This window comes from Psychrobacter sp. CX14 (genome assembly GCF_057396205.2).
Genome location: NZ_CM183187.1, coordinates 2,581,372 through 2,594,520, shown reverse-complemented (window position 1 = coordinate 2,594,520; position 13,149 = coordinate 2,581,372). Strand labels below are relative to the sequence as shown.

General features: G+C 43.4%; 8 protein-coding genes and 2 tRNA genes. 4 read left to right on the top strand and 6 right to left on the bottom strand.

The genetic code is table 11. The features are described 5' to 3' along the window. Positions 1–35: 35 nt before the first annotated feature. Positions 36–1,421, bottom strand: coding sequence for a WS/DGAT/MGAT family O-acyltransferase (locus AC2SLO_RS10055; protein ID WP_486543659.1), 1,386 nt, complete (start codon positions 1,419–1,421; stop codon positions 36–38). A gap of 373 nt (positions 1,422–1,794) precedes the next feature. Further along, positions 1,795–2,646 carry a thiazole synthase gene (locus AC2SLO_RS10050; RefSeq protein ID WP_486543658.1) on the bottom strand — a complete coding sequence of 284 codons (852 nt, stop codon included), beginning with the start codon at positions 2,644–2,646 and terminating at the stop codon, positions 1,795–1,797. 438 nt (positions 2,647–3,084) lie between these two features. Between AC2SLO_RS10050 and AC2SLO_RS10045 the strand changes: the two genes are divergently transcribed. The 4 genes from AC2SLO_RS10045 to AC2SLO_RS10030 all read left to right on the top strand — a co-directional run bounded on the left by AC2SLO_RS10045 (position 3,085) and on the right by AC2SLO_RS10030 (position 8,701). After that, the gene (locus AC2SLO_RS10045; RefSeq protein ID WP_486543657.1) at positions 3,085–4,458 is read left to right on the top strand and encodes an SPOR and LysM peptidoglycan-binding domain-containing protein; all 1,374 of its coding nucleotides are present in this window, start codon (positions 3,085–3,087) and stop codon (positions 4,456–4,458) included. A 179-nt stretch (positions 4,459–4,637) separates the two neighbouring features. Beyond that, positions 4,638–5,165, top strand: a complete 528-nt coding sequence (locus AC2SLO_RS10040; protein WP_486543678.1) for a DUF2726 domain-containing protein — start codon at positions 4,638–4,640, stop codon at positions 5,163–5,165. Between the two features lie 411 nt (positions 5,166–5,576). Next, entirely contained in the window at positions 5,577–7,670 is a 2,094-nt protein-coding gene (locus AC2SLO_RS10035) for a catalase (RefSeq protein ID WP_486543656.1), read from the top strand. 248 nt (positions 7,671–7,918) lie between these two features. Then, on the top strand, positions 7,919–8,701 hold the full coding sequence (locus AC2SLO_RS10030; protein ID WP_486543655.1) for an MBL fold metallo-hydrolase: 783 nt from the start codon (positions 7,919–7,921) through the stop codon (positions 8,699–8,701). A gap of 141 nt (positions 8,702–8,842) precedes the next feature. On the opposite strand, the gene AC2SLO_RS10025 is transcribed toward AC2SLO_RS10030, so the two are convergent. The 4 genes from AC2SLO_RS10025 to AC2SLO_RS10010 all read right to left on the bottom strand — a co-directional run bounded on the left by AC2SLO_RS10025 (position 8,843) and on the right by AC2SLO_RS10010 (position 13,024). Next, positions 8,843–8,918, bottom strand: a tRNA-Lys gene (locus tag AC2SLO_RS10025). 234 nt (positions 8,919–9,152) lie between these two features. After that, a tRNA-Lys gene (locus AC2SLO_RS10020) sits at positions 9,153–9,228 on the bottom strand. Positions 9,229–9,444: 216 nt separating this feature from the next. Further along, the gene (locus AC2SLO_RS10015; RefSeq protein ID WP_486543677.1) at positions 9,445–11,421 is read right to left on the bottom strand and encodes a MacB family efflux pump subunit; all 1,977 of its coding nucleotides are present in this window, start codon (positions 11,419–11,421) and stop codon (positions 9,445–9,447) included. Between the two features lie 184 nt (positions 11,422–11,605). Continuing rightward, a complete protein-coding gene (locus AC2SLO_RS10010; RefSeq protein WP_486543654.1) occupies positions 11,606–13,024 on the bottom strand; it encodes a permuted SH3 domain-containing protein in 1,419 nt (472 codons plus the stop codon). Positions 13,025–13,149: the final 125 nt, after the last annotated feature.

The following is a 13,149-nucleotide window of genomic DNA, read 5'->3' as shown; positions in this document are numbered from 1 at the left end:
GGCGCTATACTTTATCAAAATAATTTACCTAAGCATTATTCACGAATACCCAGTTCACGCTCGGTACAGATTGTCTCAAGCTTTGATAATTCAGACTCTAGTAACTTCAGTATGTTTTGAATCTTTGGCAGCGTTTTACTACAGGCCACAATACCAAACTCAATGCAGTCCAGATAACTGGCTAGCGTGATATTCAATGCCTGACCGTTAAACAAAATGGACGCAGGATACAACGCTTTTAGCTTCGCGCCATTCCAGTAAAGTGGTTTTTGTGAGCCTGGAACGTTAGAGATGATTAAGTTAAACGCCTGCTTTTTAGGAAAAGCACTGGTTAAAACGTTGGCAAATTCCCAACTATAGGCCACTAGGCTATAATTAATAACCTCAGCTTGACTCATACGCCCAAAACGCTGCTTGCCATTATTCATACTCAAATGAATCAGGTTCAAACGCTTTAGAGGGTTGTCAATATGTGTGCCTAAATTACACAGGATAAAGGCAAACTGATTGCCCGCTGCTGTTTCATCCTTACGCATAGAATAAGGGACCCACGCAATAAGCGGCTCTTTAGGCAGCTTATCTATCGACAATAGATATTCACGCAATGAGCCTGAGCAAATTGCCAATACCACATCATTGATGCTGACATTTAAGTGATTGGCTATCCGTTTAAAGCGCTCAATATCAAATGATTCAGCAACAAAGCGGCGTGAGCTTGAGATGCGCTGATTAAGGATGCTGTGCGGCGCTTGCGTGGTTTTGACGAAGTGCGAATCTTTGCCTTGTCCTAAGGTGCGTATCAACTCCGTTACTACTGGTTTGGCGGTTTGCACCTGTTCACTGACGATATGACGCATGGCACGCTCTTTGGGGATAATGGTCTCAATCTGATGACGATGACGCATCATCATTGCCCATAGCGGTAATGATAAGCTCTCGTTAGGCGATTGTGACAGACTCTTTTGCACCAAACGCATGGCGGCAATACCATCGACCAAAGAGTGATGGATTTTAAAATACATACCGAAGCGCTTAGGTCGACCCGCAGACTCAGGCTCAATACCTTCAATAATATGGCATTCCCACAATGGGCGGGCTCTATCTAAAAGGCGTCCATGCTCTTTAGATATATAAGACAATAGCTCGCGTACACGTGCAGGCTTCGGTAGGGCCACATGATGAAGATGGTGCTCAACCTCAAACTCTTCATCCTCCTTCCAATAGCTCAGATTATACAGCACTTGGTTAAAAGGAAAGGTTGGCGATACCTTAGAGCTTTGCATTTGTTGTACCAGTGATTGTACAAAGTCTTCGCTCGCATCTTCAGGCAACTCAAATAAAAACAAGCCGCCAACGTGCATGGGCTGTTTTCTTTTCTCTAGTAATAAGAAAAGTAAATCGACTATGGATAGTAGACGCATGGCATTCCCTTGCTAGTCAGTAAAAATAAATTAAAGTCATCATTAACAAAAAGTGAGAGGATTGTCATAAAGATACATTGTCAAATATACAAGTTTTATATTGCAAATAGCGGATTTTAGCGATAAAAATCGTTATATGTGACATTTATTACTAATAATGCCTATATTTTATATAAAAATCGTGGGTAGGTTTCTTTTAAATAAAGCAAATAGGCGCGGCTTTTATCCAAAAACTGCGACCTATTTTACTCATCTAATCGGGGTTCATTTGATTAAAGGCAATAAAATTATCTAGTAGGTTTGCAAAACGTGATACCTGATTTCCAGTCTCGCACGTTCTGCAAATCGTATCTGCTAGCTGATTCATAATAAGCTACTGAAAAAAGTAACCGGTCTGCGGTGAGCTGGGTACTGCCATTTTACGCATCGGCATTCTGCCGGCAAGATAAGAGGCACGACCTGCCCAAATTGCATATTTCATTGCATGAGCCATCATAACAGGGTTTTGTGCATGAGCAATAGCAGAGTTCATTAATACGCCATCACAGCCAAGCTCCATGGCAATTGATGCATCAGATGCTGCACCAACACCAGCGTCTACCAAGACAGGTACGTTTTGGCCACGTGCATTTTCAACAATTAAGCTTAAAGTATGACGGTTTAATAAGCCCAAGCCCGAGCCGATTAAGCTGCCCAGTGGCATAATAGCAACACAGCCCATACTAGCGAGCTCTTTTGCGATAATCGGATCATCTGAGGTATACACCATGACCTGAAAACCATCGTCAATCAAAGTGCGAGCAGCAATAAGAGTGTCAGTCACATTTGGATAAAGGGTGTCTTGGTCGCCAAGCACTTCTAATTTAACTAAGTTATGGCCGTCTAGCAATTCACGTGCCAATTGGCAGGTGCGGATGGCTGTGTCGGCGTCAAAACAGCCTGCTGTATTTGGTAAAATGGTATATTTTTCAGGAGAGATAACATCTAATAGATTAGGCTCATTTTTATTTTGCCCAATATTGGTACGGCGTATCGCAACAGTGACGATTTCTGCACCAGAGGCGGCAATGGCTTCACCGGTTTCGGCTAAGTCTTTATATTTACCTGTCCCAACTAGCAGGCGAGAGGAGAAGGTGCGACTGCCGATTTTAAAAAGGTCATTTTGTAGTGGTAGAGGGGCTGTTTCAGCGTTGGAATCTTGTTCGGCACCAGTAAGCGGGTTCATAGCTATTACCTTGTTTGTGATGAATATTGTCTACAATGAAGTGTAATATAACCAAATACTTAAATAGATTATCGCTATAGCTCCCATTGTTCAATAGGCAAGACGAATATAGCTCAATATAAACCTAAGCGGCTTTATAATGGTTTTAGAATTAATAAAAAATTGCCAGTCTTAAGCATGTGATAAGTACGGATTCAACCTCTATCGCTTTGGGCTTATTGTAAATGTACTTAATAGGATAGTAGAGCAGCTGAACAGCGACAAGATGCACAGGGTAGCAGACATAAGCCGGTGAATCCTTTATAATCTTTTAGATATATTTTTATTTGCTTTTCTTTAAATGAAGCGGCTATCTAGATAAACAAAGCCGATAGCTGTGTATTTTAATCAGAACATTTTGCACGTTTGCAACATCACGTTATAACAAAGGGTATGTATATGGATTCGTCACGACAATTATTATTGGGAACCGGCGTATTTCTAGGGGGCGGCATGCTACTTTTTGCCATGGTCAAACAGATGGACACGCCTCCTGAGAGTGCAGCAGATAATGCACCAAAAGTCACTGAGGTCGCTGCTGCCGACGACAACTCAAAACCGCTCACCGCAGACCTAGCAACCGAAGAGCGAATTCTAGAGCAAAAGCGTCTAGCACGTGAGAAAAAAGCGGCTGAGTTAGACAGACGCGCGCGCGAGTTTTTGACAGAGCAAGAAAAAGCGGAAATCTTGGCGATGCAAAAAGCGCGCGAAGAGAATCAGCAATATCGCAGCAATGCCGCTGAGCCGATTGTAGATGAGGCACCCGAAGAGGTAAAGAGGCAACAGGTTCCGATCACTAAGCCTGTAGTGATGGCTAGGCAAGTAGAGCATGAACCTGCGACTAACCAAGCTCAACAGGCCAACGCGCAAACCACTCAAGCGGCACAAACGCAGACCGCTACCGCAAAGCCAGATGCGACTAAAGTTGAGACGGCAGCGGCGAAGCCTGAGCCTAAACCAGAGCCTAAGGCAAAAGCACCAAGCAGAACCCAATCTTATACCGTTCAGCGCGGTGACGGTTTGATTAAACTGTCGCGTCGTTATAATATGCCAGTTGAAGCCATCTCTCAGGCGAATAAATTATCAACGGATTCTGTGCTAAGAGCTGGTCAAGAGATTACGATTCCCTCTGCCAGTCAAGTGGATCGTCTGGTAAAAGAATACAATGCTAGTAATCACAGTCAAAGCAAGCCACAACAAGTCGCAGCTAAGCCGGACACAAAAAGCAGCGAAACCAAATCTAATCCGGCACCAACCAATAGCGCACCACCTCGCCAGTTAGACTACAAAGTACAACGCGGTGATGGTTTGATTAAATTAGCACGTCAATATAACGTACCCGTTGAAGCGCTAGCCGAAGCAAACAATATGAGCACCGGTTCTTCATTACGTGTGGGTCAGGCGCTAACAATTCCATCACGTAAGCAAGTGCAGCGCTTACAGCGTGAAGCCGAGCAGCGCAAAGCTGCCGCCGCTAAGAAACAAGAAGCGCAAAAACGCTTAGCAGAAGCGCGCCGTGAAGCAGCCAGAGGTGAGGCCAAAGGTACCTTTGGTGTCCAAGTCGCTTTAGCCGACAATCAGCAAAAAGCAGACGAAATCGTTAAGCAAATGAAAGCTGCTGGTTATTCAGCCAGTACCAGTAAGACCAGCCGCGGTGTACGTGTGATTGTTGGGCCAGAAAAAGGCAAAGAGGCCGCACTGGCGCTTAAAGATAAGATTAACGCCGACTCCCGTACAGATGTGAATAATGCTTGGGTACTTTATTGGCGTTAACAGTAATAAAGTGCAGTCATCTATCAAATAGATGATTGACTATGGAAATTAGGATACACACTAACACGACATCAAATGTCGTGTTTTTTTATGCAGTTATGGTGATGGTGTCATAAAACTGCCATAATAATGCTTTTAATTTCAATGAGTTATAAAGGTGGTATACGTTAGTGGATTTTATGTTGTTTGGTGTGATGGTGCTGGTGGCGCTCATTGTGATTTTTAGTCTCATAGGGCAGCGCCGGCATGAACAAAAGCAAGAAAAGGTAAAGCCAGTACGTGGTGATGATTTGCCTATTTGGCCGTTCCAGCCTATGCCAATTATGACAGACAGTGAGGTGTTGTTTTTTGAAAAGCTACAGCAGGCGGTGCCTGAGTACTTTATCTTTAGTCAAGTTCAGCTCTCACGAATTATTGAGACCAGTGAGGATGCCGGTGACGATAAGCACTTTTGGTTTAATCGTATTTGCCGACAAAGCATCGACTATGTGCTTGTTGATAGAGATGCACAGACCACGCTACTGGCGATTGAGTTAGATGATTGGACGCATGAAAGCACCTCAAGAGTCAAAGCGGATGAGAAAAAAGACAAAGCCCTAGCCAGTGCCGGAATCCCTATCATTAGATTTCATGCTGAGCGTATGCCAAGTGTGGACATTTTGCGTCATGATATTGAGGCGGTATTAAAAAAATATCCACCACATTAATAGGTGATGATCAATGAATATAAGGACTGATTGAGAGAATCGAGTGGAGATTATCAGCAAGAATAATGGCTTAAAAAATATACTGTTAACGCGAAGTATAAATAGTTAACTAAACATACACAGCCATCTGCTTTAATTTGTTTACTATAAAGAGACACCTAGTAATTAACTAAAAACGGGTGTATAGCCAGATAGTTACGTGCCGGAGTCTTCTTTATTGGCAGCTCTAATAAGTTGAATAAATACTGCGCCTTAGTATGAGAGAAGGTAGGTATTACATTTGGCTAGATGGCTACTACTTTTAGAAGGGGGCTTTTATTAACCTATTGAAGCGACAGCTCATAGTAGTGATTTTTAAAAGCGTCATACAATAATTAAGATAATAAATACTCAATTAGCAAGGATATGATAATGAAAGACAATATTGATCATAATGACCCAGCCAAAGACATGAATCCGAGTGTAGGTAATGGCGGAGAGCCACAGTATCAGGCAGACGGTGATGTGCCTAATTTAACCACTCAGCAAGGTGTTGTGATTTCAGACAACCAAAATTCGCTAAAAGCGGGTCCTCGTGGTCCTTCTTTGTTAGAAGATTTTGTATTACGTGAAAAAATTACCCATTTCGACCACGAACGTATCCCTGAGCGTATTGTTCACGCCCGTGGTTCTGGTGCACATGGTTATTTTGAATTAACTGAATCATTAGAAGAATATACTACTGCCAAAATCTTAACCGAGACTGGCAAACAAACACCGTTATTCACTCGCTTCTCAACTGTAGCCGGTAACAAAGGCTCAAAAGATACACCACGCGATGTGCGCGGCTTTGCCGTTAAAATCTATACCTCTGAGGGTAACTGGGATATCGTCGGTAACAACATGCCTATCTTCTTTATCCAAGATGCCATGAAGTTTCCAGATTTTATTCATGCGGTAAAACCTGAGCCAGATCGCGGCTTCCCGCAAGCAGCCTCTGCTCATGATACTTTCTGGGATTTTGTATCACTAACACCAGAAACTATGCACAATCTAATTTGGTTAATGAGTGACCGTGCGATTCCACGTAGCTTACGTATGATGGAAGGCTTTGGTATTCATACTTATCGTCTATTAAATAAAGAAGGTAAGAGTACTTTTGTTCGTTTCCATTGGAAGCCAAAATTAGGCGTTCAAGGTCTAACTTGGGATGAAGCGGTTAAAATCTCTGGCGCTGACCCTGATTATAATCGCCGTGATCTGTATGAATCGATTCAAGCAGGCGACTTCCCAGAGTGGGAGTTCGGTGTTCAGTTATTTACTGAGGAAGAAGCTGAAAAATTCCCGTTTGACCATTTGGATGCCACTAAACTGATTCCAGAAGAAATGGTACCGGTCAAAATTATCGGTAAGATGGTCTTAAATCGCTATCCAGATAACTTCTTTGCTGAAACCGAGCAGGTAGCATTCTGCCCATCGCATCTGCCACCAGGTATTGACTTTAGTAATGACCCATTATTACAAGGTCGTTTGTTTAGTTACCTAGATACTCAGTTATCACGTCTAGGTTCGCCAAACTTTGCACAGATTCCAATTAACGCCCCAAAATGTCCATTTGCGCATAACCAGCAAGATGGTCATATGCAGATGCAAGTACCAAAAGGTCGTACCTTGTATGAGCCACAAAGCCTAGAGTCAGGTAAGCCTCGTGCAAACGCTAAAGTAGGCTTTAAGTCTTATGATGAGCAGCTAGATGATGGTGTTAAAGGTCGTATCCGTTCTGAAAGCTTTGCTGATCATTACAGCCAGCCACGTATGTTCTTCCGCAGTCAAACGCCTGTAGAGCAAAATCATATTGTTGATGCTTATATCTTTGAGTTAAGCAAAGTCGATACGGCACACGTACGTACACGTATGTTAGGTCATTTATTAAACATTGATGAAGATTTGGCTAATCGTGTAGCAAATGGCCTAGGTATGGAATTACCAGAAGCACCTAAGCCACAAGCACCTATCATCGATATGGATAAGTCACCTGCGGTACAAACCATTGGTCTGACGCCAAAATCGCTTAAAGGTCGTCAAGTGGGTATCTTGGTCGGTGCCGGCTCTAAGCGTGAAGCAATTGAGAAATTTGAGAATGCTGCTAAAGCGGCAGGCGCAAGTGTTAAGATTGTTGCACCAACCAAAGAAGTTGTTCTTGATGACGGAGCTCGTATTCAGGCTGACGAGCGCGTTCAGGGCGGCCCATCTGTTATATTTGATGCAGTGGTTAGTATCATTATGCCAGACGTTGCTAAAGAGCTTGCTAAGCAAGGTCCAGCGCTTGATTGGTTCACTGATGCTTATAATCATTGCAAAGCGATTGCTTATTGCCCAGCAACTGAAGAGCATATCTTAAGCAAACTGCCAATTGAAAAGGATGCGTTTGTTACACCACTTGATGATGTCGACGGCTTTATTGAAAATGCCAAGACCCGTCTGTGGGAGCGTGAGCCTAAAGTTAGCGACCGTAATATAGCTTAATCACCTTGTGAAATATTACCTTTATTGAAGGCTGCTTATTTAGCTTCAATATTCGCAAGAGGTCAAAAATAAGCAGTATAAAAATCAGTCATGCTAAGCATGGCTGATTTTTTATGCCTTAAACACTATTATGAGGGGAAGAATAATTTTAATCATCATAAGAGTATATAGGGAGTCATTATGACAAGAGCGCCATAACGTGGTATAAATAGCATCTTTCACACCGTCAATAGAGATAAGGGAGTTATATGAGCTTAATCGAGATAGTCGGCATACAAGGCTATATTCAGACCACTTATTTAGCGGTATATCCTGACAAGTTGTTATTGCTAGATGCAGGCTGTCACAGTGATGTCGATAAGATACTGTCTTATATTACTGATACGCTGAATCGTCCTATCAGTCAGCTTAAAACGGTGATGGTCACTCATATGCATCCAGATCATGCAGGCGGGGCAGTACTATTGAAGCAAAGAACAGGCTGTCAGATAGCCACTGCGGCAGCTTATAAACCTTGGTACGCAGGTGTAAGGGGTAAAATAAGCCATCTCAATGATTTGGCATTAACGTACTATGTGGCAAACAGACAAGGCAAATCGATAACCAATCTTTGGTACAACCCGATATTAAAGCCAGACATCGAGGTGCGAGAAGGCGATAGCATACCAGGATTTGATGATTGGATAATTGTGGAGACGCCAGGCCATACAGATTGCGATTTATCATTTTGGCACAAGCCGACTGAGCAGGTTTATATTGCGGATCTATTTTTAAAGATTAAGACCAAGTTTGTCTCGCCGTATTTGGTGAGTCTACCTTGCGTGTACCGTGCTTCGGTTGAAAAGATAAGAGCGCTTAAGCCAAAGACCGTCTTATTGGCACACGGCGGCCGAGCTCATATTGAAGATGAAGACTTTGATAAGATTATAAAGCAGGCACCCGAGCAGCCGCGTGAGATGACTTTGGCGCAAAGCTTAACTATCAAACTGCCACAATTGAAGTTTGCACGTAAGCGGGTCGATACGCCTTGAAGGTCATGCATGAATAGAATAGGGTAGTTTAAATAACTGCCTAAAATTTGGGCTTAGCTGAAGACGATAGAATATCTAGTCATAAAAAAAGACAAAGAAAAACCCCGATTGAGCGATGCTTAATCGGGGGTTTTAAGTATTTGGTGGGCCGACCGCGACTCGAACGCGGGACCAATTGATTAAAAGTCAACTGCTCTACCAACTGAGCTATCGGCCCTAAAGAGTGAGTCACTCTAAAGGTGAAGCTTTTTAATATAAATAAAAAGAAAGCTTCTATCTGCTTAAAGGTTTGATATGTACCCTTTAACAGAGTGGCATATTATACGTATCAAAAATGAGATTGCAAGACTTTAAGTAAAATAATTTAAAGTTTTTTGATTGCTGTCATGTTGATAGGGATAATCTAATAAAAATCCCGATTAGCTTACGCTTAATCGGGATTTTAGATATTTGGTGGGCCGACCGCGACTCGAACGCGGGACCAATTGATTAAAAGTCAACTGCTCTACCAACTGAGCTATCGGCCCTGAAGAGTAGTGTTACTTACTCTTGAGGTTACGATAAAGGGTTGCTGTATCCCCTTAACGTGAGAGCACATTATACGCTTCAAAAATGAGATTGCAACCCTAAATATTATTTTTTTTGAACTTTTTTATATTCAGATCAATTCAACATTATTAGCGCTCTTTTTTATTGCCATATTATCTTCTTTATTCAATGGATTCATCGGTGTTTGGCCAATATTAATCTCTAGATAATGCATCTACAGGGTTAAGTCTGGCCGCATTACGTGCTGGCAAAAATCCGAATATCACCCCAATTAGAGTCGAGCAAATAAAAGCAGCAGCGATAGACGTTGGCGAGTAGATAACGCTAAAGCTGTCTGAACCAATTGCGTTGATGGCTTCACCGATACCAAAGGCAAGCAATAAACCGAGTCCGCCGCCGAGCACACAGACTAAAATCGCCTCGATTAAAAACTGCTGCATAATATCGCTTTGACGCGCGCCAACGGCCATACGTACCCCAATCTCGTTAGTACGCTCAGTTACAGACACCAGCATAATATTCATTACCCCAATACCGCCAACGATTAGCGAGATAATCGCAATAGAGGAGATTAGTAGAGTCATGGTCGTGGTAGTAGATTCAATGGTTTGACGAATCGAGTCAGAATTACGGGTTCTAAAATCGTCGGTGCCATGACGGCTGGTCATCAGATCAGTAATGGCAGATTCTGCGGCGCTGGTCGAGATAGAGGGATCGATTAATGTCACAAAGCGTTCAATATTATTGGTACCAGATACACGTGACATCATGGTGGTATAAGGCATGAAGATCGTCGGAGTATCGCTTGATTGACCAAAGCCTGAATCACTAGGCGCAAGGATACCAATAACTCGGCCTGGGACATTGCCAATAAGCATCACTTCACCAATCGGATTGTCTACATCAGCAAAGAAGGTAGATTTGGCATTGTCGTCAATAATCACATCTTGCATACGGCGACTGATACTTTGTTCATCAAAGCCTTGTCCCATGGCCAAAGTCTCACCGGTTACCTCAAGATAATCTTTGCCAACACCGCTAATACTGGCCGATTCTTGAATGTTTCGATAGCGCACGCTCGCTGAGGTATCAAGCTGCGGGCTGACACTGACTACATAAGGCTGATTGGCAACGGCCTGAGCATCATCTGGGGTTAAGTTGTCATCGTTGTAGCGACGTCTAGGATCACCCCATGGATAGCCATCGATTACGGTGATGGTGTTAGTACCAAGCGAGCTAATATTAGACAAGATTTGCTGCTGCGACCCTTGCCCAAGACCCACGACTGAGACCACAGACGCAATACCAATAATAATACCGAGCATGGTCAATAGCGTACGCAGCTTATGAGCGCGCATTGCCAGTACGGACATTCTAAAAGCTTCTGATAGGCGGTCTAAAAATGAGCTAAGACGTCCTTTTTGCTTCCGCTGCAAGGCATCAGAGGGCGAGTCGCTATTATTGGGTTGATTATCCTCATCACTATCTCGCACAAAGCCATCATTATGATAATCGGCGATAATCCGGCCGTCTTTAATCTCAATAACGCGCTCGGCTTGCTCGGCGATAGAGGCATCGTGAGTGACCATGATGACCGTGTGACCGGCTTTATTTAAATCCTTTAGAATCTGTAAAACATCTGCACCTGACTTACTGTCTAACGCCCCTGTTGGTTCATCGGCCAAGATAACATCGCCACCGTTCATCAATGCACGCGCCACAGAAACACGCTGCTGCTGACCGCCAGAGAGTTGTCCGGGGCGGTTATCCAGCTTATCACCCAGTCCCAAGTCGGTTAGTAGCTGCTCTGCACGCTCATTACGTGCAGTATTATCCATACCGGCATAAACTGCAGGCACCGCAACGTTATCACGGGCGCTAATATCACCCAATAAGTGATAACGCTGGAAAATAAAGCCAAAATGCTCACGGCGCAGTTGTGCCAATTCATCGGCTTCTAATTGTTTGACAGATTTACCATAAATTAGATACTCACCGCTATTGGCTTTGTCTAAGCAGCCCAAAATATTCATCAAGGTCGATTTACCAGAACCGGATTGACCGATAATGGCTACCATTTCGCCTTGATAAATATTTAAATCAATACCATGCAGCACTCGAATGGTCTGCTCACCAGCAGCAAACTCACGCACAATATTGCTCAGCTGCATGATAGTGGGCGCCTGTGTGCCACCCTCAGCTGCTTGATTAAATGGAGACGCTTGCGATTTAGTCATAGCGATGTCTTAAGGTTAGATGTTTTTTATTCAGATACTTTATATTCAGATATCATGCAATATCTAGTGAGCTATGCTCAGCTAATAGCGCTGAGATAACCCGATATAATTATGGTCATTACAGTCTCATAGATCCACCTGATGGCCCGCCTTTTCCGCCGCCTTGATTTTCACCAATAATCACTTGTTCGCCGGCTTGTAGACCGCTTAGAATTTGCGCATTCACTCGGTTATCAATACCCACTTTAACGGGTCTATTCTCAACGCTACCATCCTCTTTAAGCACACGCACGTAATAGGTATTAGAGTCGCTGGCATTAGAAGGTGAATTATTAGTAGCCGGTCTATCGTCATTATTCGTAGAACGGGCAGGGGGTGCCTCGTTATTAGCGGTAGTTGCAGTATTGTTAGGCGGAGGTGTGCCTTTTTTGACAGCTGCTGAAGGTATAATTAGCGTATCTTTTGCCTGATCAACAACGATATAAACTTGTGCAGTCATATCAATACGAAAACGGCGTTCTGGGTTCGGCACTTCGATATAGCCCACATAATAAATTGCAGAATCGGTCGAACTGGTGTCGCTGATTTGTTCTGGTGCCGGTTCAATCGCGGTCAATACCGCGTCGTATTTTTTGTCAGGATTACCAATAGTATTAAAGTAAACCGGAAGACCGGCTTGAACGTTGATTACGTCCGCCTCTGATATTTGCGCATTGATACGCACGGTGGACAAGTCGGCTAAGGTCACAATGGTGGGAGCAGACTGATTGGCGTTAACCGTTGTGCCTTGCTCGGTAACCACAGCGACTACAGTACCATCCATAGGTGCACGAATAGTGGTGTAGCCTAAGTCAGTGCTGGCTGTATCGACGTTGGTCTGCGCCATTTGCAAATCGGCTTCACTTCGAGCGATGTCTGAGCGGGCTGTGACTAAAGCTGCCTGCGCAGTTTTAATTGCTGCTTTTGCGTTATCAACACTGGCTTTTGCAGTATCGACATTGGTTTTAGCAACCTCAACCTCTTGCTCGCTAATGGCGTTAATATCTAATAATGGGCGTAGCCGTGCATAATCTGACTGAGCTTGTTTTAAATCTGCTTCGCGACTGGCCAAATCTGCTTTGGCACTTTCAAGACTTGCTTGACGACTTAAATATTCAGCCTTAGCGCTTTCTAAACCGGCTCGGCTCTGTTCAAGAACCGCTTGCTGATTAGAGAGGTTATTCTTCTGGGTAATCTGGTCAATCTGAGCAATTAAATCGCCTTGTTTGACCTCGTCGCCAACATCCACATACAGGCGAGTCACTTCACCCGATACCTGCGCACCAACATCAACAGTATTCAGCGCTTTGACCTTACCTGATGCCATTACATTATCTTCAATATCACCCTTTTCAACAGCGGTAGTGATATAACCGGGGTCTTCTTCTTGGGGCTTAAATTTGTTATAAGCCAGTATGCCAACAGCGATGACAACCAGAGCGATAAGCGACCATTTGACAACGGATTTGCGCATTTTCTTATTAGCAAAAAGTTCCATAGCATAACCCAGAAGCGTATTTCAAATAGTTTAATGATACCTAGGATGGGCTGTAAATAACATGGTAGTTAGTTTAAGAAAGGTTACGACTGCATAAACGTCTCTGAATAATAGATAAATTATTA

Bases quoted from the DNA above. Each gene is read 5' to 3' on its own strand.
- AC2SLO_RS10055 (WP_486543659.1), bottom strand. From the start codon at position 1,421: ATGCGTCTACTATCCATAGTCGATTTACTTTTCTTATTACTAGAGAAA.
- AC2SLO_RS10050 (WP_486543658.1), bottom strand. From the start codon at position 2,646: ATGAACCCGCTTACTGGTGCCGAACAAGATTCCAACGCTGAAACAGCC.
- AC2SLO_RS10045 (WP_486543657.1), top strand. From the start codon at position 3,085: ATGGATTCGTCACGACAATTATTATTGGGAACCGGCGTATTTCTAGGG.
- AC2SLO_RS10040 (WP_486543678.1), top strand. From the start codon at position 4,638: ATGTTGTTTGGTGTGATGGTGCTGGTGGCGCTCATTGTGATTTTTAGT.
- AC2SLO_RS10035 (WP_486543656.1), top strand. From the start codon at position 5,577: ATGAAAGACAATATTGATCATAATGACCCAGCCAAAGACATGAATCCG.
- AC2SLO_RS10030 (WP_486543655.1), top strand. From the start codon at position 7,919: ATGAGCTTAATCGAGATAGTCGGCATACAAGGCTATATTCAGACCACT.
- AC2SLO_RS10015 (WP_486543677.1), bottom strand. From the start codon at position 11,421: ATGCAGCTGAGCAATATTGTGCGTGAGTTTGCTGCTGGTGAGCAGACC.
- AC2SLO_RS10010 (WP_486543654.1), bottom strand. From the start codon at position 13,024: ATGGAACTTTTTGCTAATAAGAAAATGCGCAAATCCGTTGTCAAATGG.